The following is a 17,933-nucleotide window of genomic DNA, read 5'->3' as shown; positions in this document are numbered from 1 at the left end:
ATGGACGTGGTGATGGCGTTCTGCGCCCTGGCTCTGTTCCTGCCGCTGATGCTGCTGATTGCCGGATTGGTGCGATTCTCCGACGGCGGCCCGGTGCTGTTCCGGCATCGTCGTGTCGGTGCGGGCGGGCGGCATTTCGCCTGTCTCAAGTTCCGCTCGATGTGCGTGGATGCCGATGCGCGCCTGCGCCATGTTCTGGAAACTGACCCTGCCGCCCGCGCCGAATGGGATGCCACGCACAAATTGCAGAATGATCCACGCATCACGATGGTCGGGCGCCTGCTGCGCAAGAGCAGCCTGGACGAACTGCCCCAGCTTATCAACGTGCTGCGAGGCGACATGAGCCTGGTTGGACCCCGCCCGATCGTCGATGCCGAAGTCGTGCGCTATGGTCGCCACTTTGCGGCCTATTGCGCCGTTCGGCCGGGCGTGACGGGCCTTTGGCAGGTTGCCCGTCGCCACGACACCACCTATCGCCGCCGGGTAGCCTGCGACCTGCTTTATCGTCGGGCGCGCTCGATCCGGCTCTATTTCCGCATTCTGGTTTTGACCGTGCCCAGCGTGATCATGGCGCGCGGCGCGTATTGATCGAAACCCCCAATCCGTTGATCCGATCTCTTGCCGGATGTCTCTCGCTCAAACGCAAATGGGAGAGGCGCAAGATCGCGCTTCTCCCATCTCGCGCAAGCAAATCGCTTCGGTCAACAACGCCCGGTAAACGCTTGTTCTGTTTTGATCAGAAGATGATCAGCGCCAGTCCGATCCAGAATACCTGGCTCAGGGCCAGGCCGATCAGAAGACCCTTGGCGGCGGCAGTGCCTTCACCGGCGGGTGCTTCATGGAACGAGACGAAACCATCATCGCGGAAAGACTGAGTGGACATCCTGCAACCCTTGTAACCAGTGTTATTGGCCTTGGCGGCACTAGGCCGCTGATACCATTTCCAAACGCGCTACAGGGCCAGCTTGTTCCCGCTTTGCTCCTGCCGTTTCGGTCCTCAACAACGGTGTTCCGACCGTTCCGCCTGACCGACTTCGATACGCTTTTCATAGCGGCGAAGGGTTGTAAACCCGTGAATACCACCGTTTTTGCACACGATTGCGGCGCAACAGATGTCCTGTTGCGTTGCACGGGGGTGGCCCGCTTTCGATGGGGTTGGTTCTTGCTGCGCTGCACGGCGTTCACGCTGCGCTGCAACCATGATCGTGTTTTGACAGCGCAGCCATGGTTAACCAATTGTTTCCGTCCCGGCAAACGGTCCTGAATGTCGTGAAACTGAAACAATCACAGGATGATGGGGCTACTTTTTGGATGCCCTGGAGGCATATCGCGCTGCGCCGGGTTGCCCTTTTCTGGCGATCGATCGCGCCGGTTCGCGCCGTAACGCGCGCTGGGCGTATGTTGCTTTTGCGAAGGCGCCAAAATGGCACGAGCCCCAATGAGCAGGCGCGTAACGCCCAAACCATTTTATTGCGCTGCAAAAATGCGATTTTTTTGTTGCAGGCGGCCGCTGTGGCCAAATTGCGTCAGTGGCTGGCGCGGGAGGGGCAGCTAGTCTCTCGGTAACGGAGCCAACGCGCGTGGACCGGTGGGCTTGGCGGCTTACCAATAGGGGAAATCCATCAGGGGACCACGCAAGGCATGCTGCGAATCCATGTTGCCATTGCCACCGTCGGCCGCGCCAGCCTTGCGCGCCAGACCATCGACCTGCTCGCCGGGCAGTCTCGCCAGCCAGACGGCGTCATCGCGGTGGGCGCTACAGACGCCGATCTTGCCGGCCTGGCCGACAGCCCGATGCAACCGGAGCTGGCCTTGGCGGAGCGCGGCCTGTGCCGCCAGCGCAATCGCGCGCTCGATCTGCTCGAGGGTAAAGCCGACGTGGTCGTGTTCTTCGACGATGATTTCGTGCCATCGCCCGATTACCTCGCCGCCGTGGAGCGCCTGTTCCTGGCCCATCCGGACGTGGCTGGGATCACCGGCAATCTCGTGGGGGACGGCGTTCGCCATGGTGGCTATGGCATAGCCCAGGCCCAGGCGATGATTGCCGCGCAAACCTTGTTGCTCGATCCCGCAATCGTCCCGCGAGAGGCGCTCTATGGCTGCAACATGGCGCTGCGCATGGCCCATGTGGGCACGCTGCGCTTTGACGAGGCGCTCCCGCTCTATGGCTGGCAGGAAGACATCGATTTCACCATGCGCCTGTCGCGTCGCGGACGGTTGATCTCCACGGGGTTGGTCTCGGGTGTTCACCTGGGCGTGAAGGGGGGGCGCACTTCGGGCCGCCGGCTGGGCTATTCGCAAGTGGCCAATATCATTTATCTGCGGCGCAAGGGCACCATGCCTGCGCCGCTCGGGCGCAAGCTGCTGTGGCGCAATGTGGCGGCCAACCTGATGCGCGCGCCGTTTCCGGAACCCCACGTCGATCGGCTCGGCCGGCTGCGGGGCAATGCCTTGGCGTTCCTGGATCTGTGGCGCGGGCGGCTCGATCCGCGCAAGATCGAAAGCATGTGATCCCGTGCGGGCGATTGCGTTCAATGGCAAGTTCCGCGCCGGCAAGCGCAACGGCGTATGGCGCGTGTCCGACCGCCTGATCCGCGAAGTGGACGGCTTGCTCGCCGCGATGCCGCACGAGGAGCGGCCCGATGTTCGGATGATCGTGCCGGCGGGCTGCCCGGCGCCCGATCCCTATGCCGTGATCCGGGTGGAGGAAGACGACCACGGCCCCAGCCAGAGTTGGGAGCAGCGCCGCCTGCCGGCGCTGGCGCGGGGCAGCCTGCTGGTCAATCTCGCCAACCTGGCGCCGGTGTTCCACTGGCCCAAGGTGACCATGCTTCACGATGCGCAGTTCTGCCGGCCGGACTGTTCCTATCCCTGGCGCCAGCGCATGGGCTATCGCCTGCTTTCGCCGCTGATGGCCCGGTCCAGCCATCTCGTGTTGACCGTGTCCGATTATTCGCGCCGCGATCTCGCCGGCTATGGCGTGATCGGCGGGGGCCGCGTGGAAATCGTCCACAATGGCGCGGACCACATTCTCGAAGTGGTCGCCGATGATACGACGCTGCCACGCCTGGGCCTGGTGCCGGGGGAATACCTGCTGATGTTCGGCAGCGTCAAAGCCTACAAGAACAACCAGGTGGTGTTCGATGCGCTCGATCTGGCTGCTGCGGCCCATCGCGCTGGGCAGGGCTGGCCGCCGCGCCGCCTGGTGATCATCGGCCCCGGCCGCGCCGAACTCGAAGCGGCGGGGCTGCACCCGCCGGCCGATGCGGCCTTTGCCGGCGGTTGCGACGATGCCGCCTTGCGCGCGCTCTACCAGGGGGCGCTGGCCCTGCTCTTTCCATCCCGCACGGAAGGGTTCGGCCTACCGCCGGTTGAAGCCATGCTCTGCCGCTGCCCGGTGATTGCTGCGCCCTGTGGTGCCGTGCCCGAAGTGTGCGGCGCCGCGGCGCTGATGGCCGATCCCGATGATCCGACCGCCTGGCTCGAACACATTGCCGCGCTGGAAAATCCCGCCACGCGCGAAACCATGGTCAATGCCGGCCTTGCCCGCGCGCGTCGCTACACCTGGGCCGGGGCGGGGCGCACCTTGCTCGACCTGCTGATGGCCTGTGCGGCATGAGCCGGGCGATGCAGCCTCCCTTGCCGATCGAGCCGATGCGGGCCTGGCGCGGCCGGATCACCGGGATGTGGCGTGGCGGCAGCTTCACCGCCGTCATCGCCATGGCCGCGCGGGCGAGCAGCCAGCTCGCCCTGCTCGGCGTCACGCTGGTCGCCACGCGGACTCTCGCGCCTGCCGATTTCGGCGTCTTCGCCATTGCGGCGGCCTTTCTCACGCTCTCGCGCACGATGCTCTACACCGGGCCGTTCGAATATGTGCTCAAGGCGCCCGAGGCAGACGGCGCCAAAGTGGCCAGCGCCGGCCTTGCCGCCAATTTGGTGGTGGCGCTGGGCTGGGTAATCCTCCTCTGCGCCGCCGGCCTGGCCGCGCCGTTCGTGTTTCGCGGCGCGGGGGTGGCGCTGCTGCTGTTCTGCCTGGCACCGTCCAACCTCCTGGCCGCGCTGGCCGGCTGGGAAGAGGCGATGGTCCTGCGCGGGCAACAGGTGCGGCGTTATTACGCGATCACGGTGATTACCGAAATCGCGGCTGGGCTGGGCGCCGCGATCCTCTTGGTGATGGGCTGGGGCCTGTGGGCGCTGGTGGCGCAGGTCTATGCGCGGCTGGCGATCTTCATCGTGGCCTATCGCGCGGTGCTGCACCTGCCGCCGTTGCCGCGCACTTCACTGCGCGAGACGCGCCGTGTCCTGGGCTGGTCGTGGAGCCGCTATGGTTCGGTCCTGGTCGGTTTCCTCGCCAATTACAGTGGCGATCTTCTCCTCGGCGCTGTGTTTTCACCAGCGGCTTCGGGCCTCTATCGCGCCGGTAACCGAGTCGTCTCCGCGCTCGCAGACATGTTCGTACAGCCGGCGGGCCTCTTGGTCACCACCGGGCTTGCCGCCGAGCGATCGCGGGGAGACGGCGGCGATGGCGCCTGGTTGCGCCTCTCCGGCCTGTTCGGGGCGCTGTGCTGGCCTGCGCTGGCGGGGCTTGCCGTGGTGGCGGACGAGATTGCCCCGGTCGTGCTCGGGCCGGCCTGGGCCGGCGCTGGGCCGATCATCGCCGTGTTCTGCCTCGCGCGGATGGCCGCACTGCCGATTGCGGTGGCCTCGGCCGTTCTGGTGATCGAGGACAGGCATCATAGCGTCCTGTGGATCCAATCCGCAGCCGCGCTCGCCACGGCGGCGCTCACCCTGGCGCTGGCCAGCCATGGGCCGATGGCGGCGGCCCTGGCGACCACGCTGGTCGCGCTTGGTTGGGCAGCGGCGCTGGCAGCGGCGGCCTGGCAGGCCAGGCGCGTGGATGGAGCCGCGCTGGGTGACCTCGCGTTGCTGGCGCTGTGGCCGACGCTGGCCACGCTGGGCCTGGCCTGGGGCGCGCGCCTGCTCGCGCTGCACTGGCATCTCGCGCCAGGGCAAACGCTGGCGCTGGTCGTGCCGATCGGGCTAGCCGCATGGAGCCTGTCGCTCCACGCCGTGCGCCGCCCCCTGCGTGCCGGCGTTGAGCCATCGTGGTGGGTAATCGGCCGCCGGTGAAGAGCGAGGCTAGCTAAGCCCACGTTGGCTAAGTGGCGGCCGCTGCCATGGCCGGAACTTGCCTGCGGCAGAGGGGGGCGGCCAGCCCCGCCAACACGTCGCGCCGCTGCATCGCCTGCCCCTCCCGCGCACGGATCGCGCGCATCAGGGCCATAGCAGTGTCGTGCCTTGCCAGCTACACCTCGTCCCACAGCCGCTTGCGCAGCCGCATCTTCACCAGCCGCGCTTCCAGGATGCGGCCGATGGCATAGAGCAGCGCGAACAGGCTGGCGAAGACATAGGCCGAGGTCGGGGAATACTTGTCGCCCTTGCGATCGGGCTTCTTGCCGTCCTTGTCCGGCGCCGGGGCGCCCAGGGCCTTGTCGATGGGGTTCATCGGCATCACCTGGTCCTTCTTGGCGTCCTTCTTCTTGTCCGCCTTCGCCTTGGCGGCTGCCTCGGCCGCCGGCTTTTGCCATTCGCCAACGGCAATCGTCAGTTGCGCAAAGCCGAGGAACAGCAGGGGCGCGAGGAAGCACAGCAGCAGGGCGCGGCTGATCAGGTGATAGCGCAGCACCGGGCCAGCCGGGCCTTGCTCCACCTGCAACAGGCCGTTCTCGAACACGGCCATGGCATCTTGCGATGCCGGATCCTTCTTGTGGAAACGCAGGTCATCGCCGCCACGTTGCTGGCTCGTGCCGGGCTGGCGCAGTAGCGGCTGGAGGCGGGCGAAGGTCTCGTCGCTGGTCTGGCCTGCCGGCAGATCGACCGTGCCACGAATATGCCAGATCCAGTCGAGCAGGCGCAGGGGCACAGGCGATCCATGGCGGGTGTTGCTATGAGGCAGGGTGGGGGCGAGTGTCCCGGTCATTCGGCGGGCACCGCCTGCGCGGCGGGACGGGCCAGCTTGGCCTTGATCGTGCGCCAGGCATCGGTGAACGGATAGGTCATCTGCTCGGCAATTCCCATGCGGCGGCCGCCCTCCATGCCCAGCAGTTCGGCTTCGCCATCCACGCAAGTGCCAAAGATACGGTCGATGAAGATATATGTATTGGTATAGTTGCTGCGGCTGGCTTCAAAGTCCTGCGAGTGGTGCAGGCTGTGATGTTCGGTGGTGTGGAACAGGAAACGCCACCAGTGCGGCGAATTGAACCGCACGTTAATATGCTGATAGCTGCCCACGGCCAGGCCGATCGCGCCGGCCAGCAGGAACGCGCGCGGCACGAAATCGAAGAACCCGCCGATGCCGAGCCCGATCAGGAAAAGCTCCACCGGATTGCCCACCGCGCCCTTGTTGATGTTGAGCTGGGTGATGTAGTGGTGCACCGAATGGGGCAGCCAGAGCGGATACCAGTTGTGCATGCCGCGATGCATCCAATACTGGCCGAAATCGAAAATGAACGAAATGATGAAGGCTTGCAACAGTATCGGCAGGCCGATGAACCACTTGAAATTGTCCAGATGCAAGGCGCCCTGAATGGCGCCGACCATCACGTCGGACCCGATGAAGCCATCAACCAGGCGAAGGATTGTGTAGCCCAGGCCGACATAGAACAAGTCGGTGGTCACTTCCTTCCACGTCAGCTTCCAACTTTCATGGCGCGGGAAGAAGAACTCCAGGCCCATCAGGAAAACGCGGAAGCCGATGCCGATGCCGATCGCGGTCGAAGCCTTGGCGATCGAATTGGGCGCATAGTACCAGAACAGGATCAGGGCGAAGAGCACGGCGGGTTGGAACCACGTGAAAAACAGGCGTTTGAACGGCCCACCCTCCACGCGGGGGATGTTTTCCCAGCCCACCGTCACCGGGGCCTGGGTGCCGATCCGTCGCTTGCCGACAACAACGCCTTCCATGTGCCTGACCTCGTAATACTTGGGTACCTGGTCCAGTAATACTAATTGAAGACATGGTAATACGGATCGAATGCTTCGTCTATACCATATTGCACCTGCTTCTTGACGGTGGCGCCCTGAAAAATGGGCATTTTGCGCAGTTTTCAGCGAAAGCAATGGTGCGATGCAGCTTGTTGCTGCCTTGGCAGGCGCTGATCCGGTGCTTGGCCCAAGCCGATTCGCGGCAGGAAATGTTCTTGCCTTGGGCAGTGCTTCCGACCAGAGCCGATCAATCGAATGGCACTTGGGAGAATGGGATGCCGCGTTTGCAGGGCAAGGTTTGCGTGGTGACGGGCGCGGCCAGCGGCATCGGCCTGGCCATCGCCAGCCGGTTTTGCGCCGAAGGGGCGCAAGTCTTGCTCACCGATTGCAACGCGGAGGCTGGCCACGCCGCTGCTGAGGCGCTGGGCTGCCGCTTCCATGGGCTCGACGTGCGCGAGGAAGCGGATTGGCATGCACTCGCCGGAGAGGTCCCCGCCATCGACGTGCTGGTCAACAACGCCGGGGTGACCGGCTTCGAGCATGGCGCCGTGGCGCACGATCCCGAACATGCCAGCCTGGCCGATTGGCGCGCGGTCCATGCGGTCAATCTCGACGGCACGTTCCTGGGCTGCCGCTATGCCATCGGCGCGATGAAGGGCAAGGGCACCGGCGCGATCATCAATATCTCGTCGCGCTCCGGCCTCGTCGGCATTCCCTTCGCCGCTGCCTATGCCGCATCAAAGGCGGCGGTGCGCAACCACACCAAGTCCGTCGCGCTCTATTGCGCCCAAGCGGGCTGGGCGATCCGCTGCAACTCGATCCACCCCGGTGCCATCCTCACGCCCTTGTGGGAACCGATGCTGGGCGAGGGCGAAGACCGCGCCGCGCGCATGGCCGCGCTGGTGGCCGACACCCCGCTCAAGCGCTTCGGCATGCCCGATGAAGTGGCGGCCATTGCCGTGATGCTGGCCAGCGACGAAGCCACCTACATCACCGGCGCCGAATTCAACATCGACGGCGGCCTGCTGGCCGGTTCCGCCGCGACGCCGGGGTGATTGCAATGCGGGACCAGATCGGGCGACGGCTCGCGGTGTTCAGCGGGTCAGCACCTTTCTGGCGCTTGCGGCCAGCCGAGCGCAAACCAGAACCGTGGGATAATTAGGGATTTTCGCACCGGTCACTGTAATTTTGGTAGTTCTAATTGCTCATAGCGGCCTTAATGGATTGGCCTTGAAGCATGGCCGGCTTCCAATCGGCGAGCGGCGTTAGCTGATGTGCGATGCCGAACTGCTCTACTCGAAGACGCCGTTCACGAAAAATGCTTCCACCCTCCTCAATCTCTTCGTGGAGAAACTCTTGCGTTTCTGATTCATGCGATGAGACGCACACCCCAACCAACGCAAACTTCTCAGAGTTGCCGGGTAGGAACAGGGGCGAACCACTCAGTCCCGCAGGTATGGCAAAATTGAGTTCAAGAGCTGGGGCTTGGCCGCCAGATGGGCCGTACTCATCGCCGCTCAAACGGCGTAGGACGTAGCCTTTCATGGTTCGGAGATGGATGTCGAACCGCTCAACGGTCGTCCGAAGTGCCGATTGTGGGTATCCAAGGGTTGCAACGTTCTGCCATTCGGTAGCCTCCGCCCCATCGTTCCATCGGAACCAACAGCGCGAAGCCATGTGAGTGCAACCAATCGCAATATCCCAAGGGGCCGGTGCGTCTTCTGTGGAACCCAGCGGGACAATCTGACTCTGACTGGCATCGTGTGGATTCTTGACCACAAGGCCGAACAGGCGACTTGATTCAGCGCGGCACGCATCAATGACATGCCGAGCGGTCAGAAAATACCCCTGCTCATTTATGAAAAATGCCGTGCCGTAGAAGCGTGTCAAATGAGCGCGGCCTTCGCGTTGCTCGTATGAGCAAATTGGGACTACAACATCCTGAAGAACGATCTCACGATTCATCTTTGCTCTCATCCAACTTTTTAAATCCATGGAATGGTAGCGGTTATACCATTGACTGACCTTGTCCTCATTTGCCAATCTTTATACTGTGCAGTTACGGTGATAGGTGTAAAAACCTCTGAATGAACGACAAGGTAAGTTCTGATGCCACCTCACGGCGTGGCGCCCATTTGCATACGCATTTATTGGTGGCCAAGCCTGCCTCCGCGGTGTCTCCGGCCAGGCACCTCCGTCGCTGAGTGGGAATTGGAGGCCTCACCCCTCGACCTGCTCGCTCCATTCCAGCCACTGCGCTTCCGTGGCGGCGAGTTGGGCTTCCAGGTCGTCGCGCAGCTTGCCCATGGCGCCCAGGTTCATGCCCTTGAGCGGCCCGGTCGCCTTGGCCGGATCGGCCAGCGCGGCATCGATCTCGGCGATGCGGGCCTGGAGCTTGGCCATGTCCTTTTCCGCCTTGCTGATCTGCTTGCCCAGCTCGCGGCGGGCCTGCCAGGCGGCCTGGGTGGCGGCCTTGTCGGCGGCGGGCTTGGCGCTGGTGGCCGCTCCCTTGGCCGGGGTATCGGCCTTGGGCTGGTTCCGGCCCAGCACGAAGTCGATATAGTCCTCCATGCTGCCGTCATAGGGCGTGGCCGCGCCGTCATCGACCAGCACCAGGCGATCGGCGGTCAGTTCTACCATGTGGCGATCGTGGCTGATCAGGATCACCGCGCCCTGATAGGCATTGAGCGCCTGGACCAGCGCCTCGCGCGCGTCGACGTCGAGGTGGTTGGTCGGCTCGTCGAGGATCAGCAGGTGCGGCGCGTCGCGCGTCACCAGGGCCAGCGCCAGCCGCGCGCGTTCGCCGCCCGACAGCCGCGATACTTCGGTCGTCGCCTTGTCGCCGGAAAAGCCGAAGCGGCCAAGCTGCGCGCGCACCGCCGCCGGGGTCTTGCCGGCCATGGCGCGGGTCATGTGCAGCAGCGGCGTGTCGCTGCCGGCCAGTTCCTCCACCTGGTATTGCGTGAAATAGCCGATGGCGAGCTTGCCCGAGGTGGTCATGCCCCCTTCCATCGCCGGCAATTGCCCGGCCAGCAGCCGCGCCAGCGTGGTCTTGCCGTTGCCGTTGCGCCCGAGCAGCGCGATGCGATCGTCGGGATCGATGCGCAGGTTCAGCCGCTTGAGGATCGGCTGGCCGGGCGCGTAGCCCACGGCGGCCATGTCCAGCGTGATCAGCGGCGGGCGCAGTTCGCTGGGCGAGGGGAAATCGAACGTCAGGCTGGGGTCTTCCAGCATGGCGACCACCGGCTGCATCTTGGCCAGCATCTTGGCGCGCGATTGTGCCTGCTTGGCGGTGGAGGCGCGGGCGCTGTTGCGGCGGACATAGTCTTCCAGTTTGGCGCGCTGGGCCGATTGCGCGGCCTGGGCGGCGGCGGCCTGCGCGGCGCGCTCGGCGCGCTGCCGCTCGAAGCTGTCATAGCCGCCGGGATAGAGCGTGACCTTGCCGCCTTGCAGGTGGAGGATATTGTCCACCACGTTGTTGAGCAGGTCGCGCTCGTGGCTGATCACGATCAGCGTGCCGGGGTAGCTGCGCAGGAAATTCTCCAGCCACAGCGTCGCTTCCAGGTCTAGGTGGTTCGACGGTTCGTCGAGCAGCAGCACGTCGGGCTGGGAAAACAGCAGCGAGGCGAGCGCGACGCGCATTTTCCACCCGCCCGAAAAGCTGTCGAGCGGCTGGGCCTGCATCGCTTCGTCAAAGCCCAGGCCGATCAGGATGCGCGCGGCGCGGGCCGGGGCGGTATAGGCATCGATCGCGATCAACCGCTCGTGCACATCGGCCAGGCGATCGGCATCAAGGCAGGTTTCGGCTTCGTCGAGCAGGGCGGCGCGTTCGGTGTCGGCGGCCAGCACGGTCTCGAACGGCGTGGCCGTGCCGTTGGGCGCTTCCTGCGCGATATAGCCCAGGCGGGCGCGGCGCGGCATGTCCACGCTGCCTTCGTCGGGTTCGATCTGCCCGATCAGCACTTTCATCAGCGTGGATTTGCCCGCGCCGTTGCGCCCGATCAGGCCGACGCGCGCGCCGGTGGGCACGGTGGCCGAGGCGCGATCGATGATGGTGCGGCCGCCCAGGCGCACGGTGATGCCGGAAATGGTAAGCATGCCCGTGCGCCTAGCGGTCCTGCGTGCTCAAAACAATCCGCGATAGGCGCCGCCGTCCATGGTCAGGCACTGGCCCGAGATATAGCCGGCCTGCGCCGCGCACAGGAAGGCGCAGGCATCGCCGAATTCGTGCGGTTGGCCGATGCGCCCGGCCGGGCCGCGCGCGCCGATGCGGGCATAGGCCTGGTCCAGGGTGATGCCGTCCTCTTCGACATAGCGCTGCGCCAGGGCGGCCAGGCGATCGGTGTCGAACGGGCCGGGCAGCAGGTTGTTGACCGTTACGTTGTCGGCCACGCAATCGAATTGCAGCACTTTGGCCATCGCCATCAGTCCGGCGCGCGCCGAAACCGAAAGGCCCATGTCCGCCTGCGGCATCAGCACCTGGGCCGACGTGATGTTGACGATGCGGCCGAACTTGCGCGCGCGCATGCCGCCCACCACCGCCTTGATCAGCGCCAAGGGGCTCAGCATGTTGGCGTGCAGCGCGGCGAGGAAATCGGCCTCGTCCAGCACTTCCAGCTTGCCGGGGCGCGGACCGTGGTTGTTGTTGACCAGGATATCGGGATCGGGGCAGGCGGCGAGCACGGCCGCGCGCCCCTCTGCGGTATTGAGATCGCCCACCACCGGGTTCACCCGCGCGCCGGTTTCCGTCAGGATGCGCGCGGCGGCCTCGTCCAGCCGCCCGGCGTCGCGCCCGTTGATCCACACCTGCGCGCCCTCGCGCGCCAGCGCCGTGGCGCAGGCCAGGCCCAGCCCCTTGGACGACGCGCAGACCACGGCCTTGCGTCCGGTTATGCCAAGATCCATTCAAAATTCCTTTGCCTTGCCAAGGATTGCCGCTCTATCGCAAATGCCGTGGGGAACAAGCGGCGGCCATGATGCGTTCGCCCCTGTGTCCAACGCCCTGTCGTGCCGAAACGCCCCGTTCATGCGCCGAAATGTCGGTAACGGACTTCGGCGGCCCGTCTCTTCATTGCCACACGGTGATATTTTGCTAATCGCCAGCCGGTGCTCCGCGTGAACCCAACCTCCCTTGCGGGCAAGGTGACCGTCCTTGCCCTGGTGCTGTCCTGCGCCGCCTGCGCCGCGCCCACCGCGCGCGTGGCCGAGCCCGATCTGGCGCCGATCGAAGGCGCGCGCGCCGATGCCGCACCGTGGTGGGAAGAGGCCGGCGATCCCGTTCTTGCACAAGTGATCGCCCAGGGCCTGGCCCATGATCCCGCGCTGGCTTGCCAGGCCTGGACGCTGCATGCCGATGCCGAGCGGGCCACGGCCCGGCGCCGCCAGTTGGGTGGACGCATGGCCGGCCTGTTCGGCAAGGTACCGGTGCTGCAAGGCGCGCCGGCAACGGCCTATGCCTATGCGGCGCTCGTCAATCGCCGCGCCGCCGCGATCGGCGAGGCCTATCTGGCCGTGCGCCTGGCGCAGGCGCGGCTGGTGGCCCGCAACGCGGCGGTGGCCCCGTGGAAGGACAACACCGACATCGCCCGCTTCCGCCGCGAGGCCGGCTTGGTCTCCGCCATCGACAGCGCGCTGGGCGGGGTGATGGTCGATCTCGATGCCGATGCTGTCACCCAGGCGCAGGCCGATGTCGCGCTGGCGTTCACGCGCCTCGCCGAGCAGACCGGCCTTGATGCCGATGCCCTGGTCACCTTGCTGGGCGAGGGCGGCCCCGTGCCGGCTCTGACCGACATCGTCGCGCCCGAGCCGCGCCGGGCCGGGCTGATGGTCGTGCGCCAGGAGCAGGGACAGGCGGTGCTCGCGGGCAAGGCCACGCTGGACCAGGCCCGTGCCGCGCTGGCCAGTGCTACGGCCGCCAGCAACATCGATATCGACAGCGCCACCAAGGCGCTTGCTGCCGCGCATGAACTGGTCGAGGCCAGCGCCCGCACGCTGACCCAGGCCGATCGCACGGTGCGCGATGCCCGCGCTGGCTATCGCGCCGGGGCCGAACCCTTTGCCACGCTCTATGTGGCCGAAGCCTCGGCGCTGGCGGCCAGCGAAGCGGATGCAACCGCCCGCACGGGCCTGGCCCGCGCGCAGATCCGCCTGTGGACGGCGCAAGGGCTGGGGTGGACGCTGGCCGACCTCGCGCCCGCAGCCCCCGCGCAGGCTCCGTCGCGATGCCCGGCGCAGCCATGACCGAGGGCGATCTCGACGCCTTCCTCGGCGCGCAGCCCCGGCGGCGGCTGGCGCGCTGGGGCATGGTCGTGGCCCTGCTGCTGGCCGGCCTGGCCGCGTTCTGGCTGCTGCTGCGCTTCGTCGATGGGCCAGACCTGCCCTATTACAGCGTCCCGCTGGAGCGCGGCAGCCTGACCCCGGTGATGAGCGCCTCCGGCACGCTCCACGCCGAAGACGAAGTGAGCCTGCGCGCGCCCGAGGGCGGCGTCGTGCATAGCCTGCTGGGGCCGGGCGACGGCGTGGTTCGCGCCGGCCAGCCGATTGCCATGCTCGACACCGCGCCGCTCGAAGCCGCGCTGGCCAGCGCCGAAGCCACGCGCGCCGCAGCGGAAGGGACGCTCGCAGCCGCCCAAGCCGATCTAGATGGCGCGCGCGCGCGGATGGACCGCTATGACGGGGTCTGGCGTCGCTCCGGCGGGCGGGTGCCTTCGCTCAATGAAATGGACGGGGCCCGCGCCGAACTTTCGCGCACCGCGGCAGCCTTGGCCAGCGCCACCGCAGCTCTCGCCAAGGCCCGCAACGACGAAGCGCTGGCGCGGCGCCAACTGGCTGATGCCACGATCCGCGCCCCGTTCGATGGCGTGGTGGTCTCACGCGCCGTCGCGCCCGGCCAGGTGGTGGCGCCGGGCACACCGCTGCTGGCGCTTGCCACCGGCCTGGACCGTCTTGTCGTCACCGTGCCGCTGCCGGCCGCCGATGCCCAGCGCCTGGCCAGCAACGCGCGCGCCCACGTGCTGCTCTCCGGCATGGCGGACAAGGTGCGCACCGCGCGGCTGGTGCGGATCGATCCGACCGACGACGTGCGCGGCCTCGATCGGCTGGCGGTCTTCGCGCTCGATCCCCCGGCGGCGGGCGACGCCGCCGTGGTGCAATTGCGCCCAGGCATGGCCGCGACGGTGGAAATCGACTTGCCAGCGCGCGAAGGCGTATTGCTGGTTCCCAACGCGGCGCTGGGCTTCACGCCCGAAGGCGTGCCGCCGCGCCGCAGCGCGATCTACGTGCTGTCTGGTGACAACGAGCCACGCCAGGTGGTGGTGGCCGCCGGGGCAAGCGATGGCAAGCGCACCGAAATCCTCGCGAGCGGCCTGGAACCGGGTGTGCAGGTGATCATCGGCCGCCGCTCCGCTCCAGCGAAACCGTGATCGGGTGGGTCTTGAGCACGGCAGGCCGTGGAACAGGCGGCCATGCGCGCGAAACCGAAACAGGGGGGCTGCGTTAGGCAGACATGAACGATCCCATCGATCCTTTCGCGGCCGCACAACCGGGTGATCTCTCGCGCCGTCGTTTTGGCACCATGGCGCTCGGCTTTGCCAGCCTGGCCGCGCTGCCCGGCCGCCTGCTGGCGCAGGGTTCCTCGGCCAATTTCGGCCCGGCGCGGCCCTTTTCGTGGGACATGCTGGTCGCGCGCGCGCAGGCATCCGCCCGCCATCCGTTCGTGGCGCGACAGGCTTCCCGCCATGCCGCGCCCACGTTCGACGATGCCGCGCGCCTCACTTATGGCGCGGCGCAAAGCCTGCCCGGCCATGTCCGGCTGTTTCCCACCCGGCTGGAAACCGCGCCTTTTGCCGTTGGCATCAATGTAGTCAGCGCCGGCCAGGCGCGGCCGCTGATCAACACGCAGGGCCTGTTCGGCGCGGCACAGAATGTCGATCCGGCTGGTTTCCGGGTCATGCACGCAGACGGGCACGGCGATTGGCTGGCCTTCCTGGGCGCGTCCTATTTCCGCGCGGCGGGGGAAAAGGACCAGTTCGGCCTTTCCGCGCGCGGCGTGGCGGTGGACACCGGCACGATGCCCGGCGCCGAGGAATTTCCCGAATTCACCGAGTTCTGGATCGAGGATCTCGGGGGGCCGGAAGGGCGCCAGCGCCTGGTCATCCACGCCCTGCTCGAAGGTCCATCGCTGACCGGCGCCTATGCCATCGATACGCGCCAGACCGAGGCGGGCGTGGTGCAGGAGATCAAGACCACGCTGTTCCTGCGCAAGGATGTGGCGCGGCTGGGCCTAGCGCCGATGACCAGCATGTTCTGCTTTGACGAGGCGACCCGCATCGACCACCGCGACTGGCGGCCGGAAGTGCATGATTCCGATGGCCTGGCGATCTGGATGGCCAATGGCGAACGCATCTGGCGTCCGCTGGAAAACCCGCCCGAGCCACGCACCAACACCTTTCGCGCCGATTCCGTGCGCGCCTTTGGCCTGGTCCAGCGCGACCAGGCGTTCGATCACTACCAGGACGACCTTGCGTTCTACGATCGTCGGCCGTCGCTGTGGGTGGAGCCGCAGGGCGATTGGGGGGCAGGCGCCGTTGTGCTCTATGCCTTTGGCACGATTTCGGAAAACGTCGACAATATCGCCGCGTTCTGGCTCAGCGATCGTCCCGCCAAGGCCGGCCAACGCCAGGACTTCGCCTATCGCCTCACCTGGACCAGCCGCGATCTTGCCGCCAATGCCAACGCCCGCTGCGTCAAGGTCTTTGCCGGGCCGGGCGGTGTGCCGGGCGGTGATCCGATCCCCGGCGCCACCCGCTACGTGATCGATTTCGAGGGCGACGCGCTCGCCGGGCTGAACCGGGGCAGCGGGGTCACCGCCGAGCTGGATCTGCCGGCCGCCGCCGTGCTGCACAAGGCGGTCGGCCCCGTCGCCGGGCGCGATCGTCTCTGGCGCGTGACGCTCGATATCAAGACCCAGGGCCTGGCCGCGCGCGAGTTTCGCCTGTTCCTCAAGCGTGGAGACGGCGCGTTGAGCGAAACCGTGATCAAGGCGATCCAGCCATGACGCTGCTGGCCGCCCCGGCGATGCTGCCTGCCGAGGCGCCGCTCGACATGCCGGTGCAGCGCCTGTTTGGCAACGCCCCGGCGCGGCGCGAGGTGGAAACCCGCCCGCCCGGCCTGCTGGTCAAACGCTGGCTGCTGATCGCACTCACCGCCGTGCTGGGTCTGGCCGCCTCCAGCGAAGTGCGCGTGGCGTTCTCGCGCGATGGGCTGGACGTGGTCGAAGTGGTGCTGCTGCTGTTCTTCGTGCCGCTGTTCAGTTGGGTGGCCTTTGGTTTCGTCAGCTCCACCATCGGCTTCGTGCAACTGATCAGCGGTGCCCATCCCGGCTTCGTGCCGGTGCCGTCGCCCGCTGCCAGCCTGGCCCATCGCACCGCCGTGTTGATGCCGGTCTACAACGAGGATGTCGACGCGGTGTTCGCGCGGGTAGAGGCCATGGCCTATGCCATCGATCGCGCGGGCGGGGCGCGCTGGATCGATTTCTTCGTGCTCAGCGATTCGAGCGCGCTGCATGGCAAGCGCGAAGAAGCGGCCTGGGCCGAACTGGCTGCGCGCGCGCCGATCGCCATCTACTATCGCCGCCGCGAACAGAACATCGCGCGCAAGCCGGGCAATATCGCCGAATGGGTCCGCCGCTTTGGCGCGGCTTACGAAAACATGCTGGTGCTCGATGCCGACAGCGTGATGACCGGGGCGGCCATCGTCGGCCTGGCTTCGATCATGGAAGCGCGGCCCTCGATCGGCCTGCTGCAAACCGTACCGATGATCACCAATGCGCGCACCCTGTTCCAGCGCTGGATGCAGTTTGCCAGCGAGGCCTATGGCCCGATCGCGTCGGCCGGGCTGCTGTGGTGGAGCGGGGCGGAGGCCAATTTCTGGGGCCACAACGCCATCGTGCGCACGCGCGCCTTTGCCGAAAGCTGCGGCTTGCCCGATCTGCCCGGCAAGCCCCCGTTCGGCGGCCATATCCTCAGCCACGACATGGTCGAATCCGCGCTGCTGCGGCGGCGCGGCTGGGCCGTGCACATGGTGATGATCGGCGGCAGCTACGAGGAATATCCGCCCACGATCGTCGATCACGCTCTGCGCGATCGGCGCTGGATGCAGGGCAACCTGCAACACTTGCGGCTGCTGGGGGCCTCGGGCCTTGCCGCCACCAGCCGGCTCCATCTGCTGATCGGTGCTTCGGCCTATCTCACGTCACCAGGGTGGCTGCTGCTGCTGCTGGCTACCATCGCCCAGGTGGCCATGGCCCGCGTTGGCGGCGGGGTGGAAGGCAATGCGTTGACCACCGTTCCCGGTGGAGTCCTGGCGCTCACCGTGCTGCTGCTGTTTGGTCCCAAGCTGATGGGTCTGATCTGGATCCTTGCTGATGGCCAGCGCTGCGCGGCGTTTGGCGGGCCGTGGCGGGCGCTGCGCTCGGTCCTGGCCGAACTTGTGCTGTCCACGCTGTTCGCGCCGGTTTCCATGGTCTTGCAGATCAAGGCTCTGCTCGGGCTGCTGCTCGGCATTCCCTCGCAATGGAACGCGCAGAATCGCGATGCCCAGGCGATCGGCTTGCGCGAAATCCTGCCGGCCATGCGCGAACATATCCTGCTGGGCCTGGCCTTTGCCGCCACGGTCTGGCTCGATCCGGTCACGGCCTTGTGGCTTTCGCCGATAACGCTGGGCCTGCTGACCGCGCCCTGGCTGGTCAGCCAGACTTCGCGCGAGGATCTGGGCGAGGCCGCCGGGCGGCGCGGGCTGTTCCGTGTGCCGGCAAGGACGATGCGCGTCGGCCGGGCCGAAGTGCCCGATCCCGCCGCCGTGCCATTGCCCGGCGAAGTGGTGGGCGAGGCTGTGCCGGGGCAAGGCCTGAGCGATTCTCAAGCCCACATTGCGCAAAAACACGGATAGCC

Annotated in this window: 16 protein-coding genes; 10 read left to right on the top strand and 6 right to left on the bottom strand. The window is 66.6% G+C overall.

What is annotated here, in order from left to right; translation table 11 throughout:
• Entirely contained in the window at nucleotides 1–588 is a 588-nt protein-coding gene (locus IE191_RS10850; RefSeq protein WP_191324381.1) for a sugar transferase, read from the top strand.
• Between the two features lie 148 nt (nucleotides 589–736).
• On the opposite strand, the gene IE191_RS10845 is transcribed toward IE191_RS10850, so the two are convergent.
• The gene (locus IE191_RS10845) at nucleotides 737–883 is read right to left on the bottom strand and encodes a hypothetical protein (protein ID WP_191324380.1); all 147 of its coding nucleotides are present in this window, start codon (nucleotides 881–883) and stop codon (nucleotides 737–739) included.
• Between the two features lie 341 nt (nucleotides 884–1,224).
• Between IE191_RS10845 and IE191_RS10840 the strand changes: the two genes are divergently transcribed.
• The 4 genes from IE191_RS10840 to IE191_RS10825 all read left to right on the top strand — a co-directional run bounded on the left by IE191_RS10840 (nucleotide 1,225) and on the right by IE191_RS10825 (nucleotide 5,130).
• Complete coding sequence (locus IE191_RS10840; protein WP_191324379.1) at nucleotides 1,225–1,566, top strand: hypothetical protein; 342 nt, start codon at nucleotides 1,225–1,227, stop codon at nucleotides 1,564–1,566.
• Between the two features lie 75 nt (nucleotides 1,567–1,641).
• On the top strand, nucleotides 1,642–2,511 hold the full coding sequence (locus IE191_RS10835) for a glycosyltransferase family 2 protein (protein WP_191324378.1): 870 nt from the start codon (nucleotides 1,642–1,644) through the stop codon (nucleotides 2,509–2,511).
• A gap of 4 nt (nucleotides 2,512–2,515) precedes the next feature.
• Nucleotides 2,516–3,619, top strand: a complete 1,104-nt coding sequence (locus IE191_RS10830) for a glycosyltransferase family 4 protein (protein ID WP_191324377.1) — start codon at nucleotides 2,516–2,518, stop codon at nucleotides 3,617–3,619.
• Nucleotides 3,616–5,130, top strand: coding sequence for an oligosaccharide flippase family protein (locus IE191_RS10825; protein WP_191324376.1), 1,515 nt, complete (start codon nucleotides 3,616–3,618; stop codon nucleotides 5,128–5,130). Before IE191_RS10830 ends, IE191_RS10825 begins: the two co-directional genes overlap by 4 nt.
• Nucleotides 5,131–5,305: 175 nt before the next feature.
• On the opposite strand, the gene IE191_RS10820 is transcribed toward IE191_RS10825, so the two are convergent.
• Nucleotides 5,306–5,980: a hypothetical protein gene (locus IE191_RS10820; protein ID WP_229815250.1), complete on the bottom strand. Its 675-nt coding sequence runs from the start codon at nucleotides 5,978–5,980 to the stop codon at nucleotides 5,306–5,308.
• Nucleotides 5,977–6,963, bottom strand: coding sequence for a sterol desaturase family protein (locus IE191_RS10815; protein ID WP_191324375.1), 987 nt, complete (start codon nucleotides 6,961–6,963; stop codon nucleotides 5,977–5,979). The genes IE191_RS10820 and IE191_RS10815 overlap by 4 nt, the downstream gene beginning before the upstream one ends.
• Nucleotides 6,964–7,259: 296 nt before the next feature.
• Between IE191_RS10815 and IE191_RS10810 the strand changes: the two genes are divergently transcribed.
• Nucleotides 7,260–8,039, top strand: coding sequence for an SDR family oxidoreductase (locus tag IE191_RS10810; RefSeq protein WP_191324374.1), 780 nt, complete (start codon nucleotides 7,260–7,262; stop codon nucleotides 8,037–8,039).
• 142 nt (nucleotides 8,040–8,181) lie between these two features.
• On the opposite strand, the gene IE191_RS10805 is transcribed toward IE191_RS10810, so the two are convergent.
• The 3 genes from IE191_RS10805 to IE191_RS10795 form a co-directional block, all read right to left on the bottom strand.
• Nucleotides 8,182–9,027, bottom strand: a complete 846-nt coding sequence (locus tag IE191_RS10805) for a S1 family peptidase (protein WP_191324373.1) — start codon at nucleotides 9,025–9,027, stop codon at nucleotides 8,182–8,184.
• Between the two features lie 177 nt (nucleotides 9,028–9,204).
• Entirely contained in the window at nucleotides 9,205–11,082 is a 1,878-nt protein-coding gene (locus IE191_RS10800; RefSeq protein WP_191324372.1) for an ABC-F family ATP-binding cassette domain-containing protein, read from the bottom strand.
• Between the two features lie 27 nt (nucleotides 11,083–11,109).
• A complete protein-coding gene (locus tag IE191_RS10795; protein ID WP_191324371.1) occupies nucleotides 11,110–11,889 on the bottom strand; it encodes an SDR family oxidoreductase in 780 nt (259 codons plus the stop codon).
• A gap of 237 nt (nucleotides 11,890–12,126) precedes the next feature.
• Between IE191_RS10795 and IE191_RS10790 the strand changes: the two genes are divergently transcribed.
• From IE191_RS10790 to mdoH, 4 genes are all read left to right on the top strand, one after another.
• Nucleotides 12,127–13,224, top strand: a complete 1,098-nt coding sequence (locus IE191_RS10790; protein WP_229815249.1) for a TolC family protein — start codon at nucleotides 12,127–12,129, stop codon at nucleotides 13,222–13,224.
• Complete coding sequence (locus tag IE191_RS10785) at nucleotides 13,206–14,405, top strand: efflux RND transporter periplasmic adaptor subunit (RefSeq protein WP_191324369.1); 1,200 nt, start codon at nucleotides 13,206–13,208, stop codon at nucleotides 14,403–14,405. Before IE191_RS10790 ends, IE191_RS10785 begins: the two co-directional genes overlap by 19 nt.
• An 83-nt stretch (nucleotides 14,406–14,488) precedes the next feature.
• Nucleotides 14,489–16,039 (top strand): OpgD/OpgG family glucan biosynthesis protein, encoded by a 1,551-nt coding sequence (locus tag IE191_RS10780; protein ID WP_229815248.1) that lies wholly within the window; start codon nucleotides 14,489–14,491, stop codon nucleotides 16,037–16,039.
• Nucleotides 16,036–17,931 (top strand): glucans biosynthesis glucosyltransferase MdoH, encoded by a 1,896-nt coding sequence (gene mdoH, locus IE191_RS10775; protein WP_191324368.1) that lies wholly within the window; start codon nucleotides 16,036–16,038, stop codon nucleotides 17,929–17,931. Before IE191_RS10780 ends, mdoH begins: the two co-directional genes overlap by 4 nt.
• Nucleotides 17,932–17,933 lie beyond the last annotated feature (2 nt).

Origin of the sequence: Novosphingobium pokkalii (assembly GCF_014652855.1) — a bacterium.
Taxonomy (GTDB): domain Bacteria; phylum Pseudomonadota; class Alphaproteobacteria; order Sphingomonadales; family Sphingomonadaceae; genus Novosphingobium; species Novosphingobium pokkalii.
This window is presented reverse-complemented; position numbering and strand designations above follow the sequence as displayed.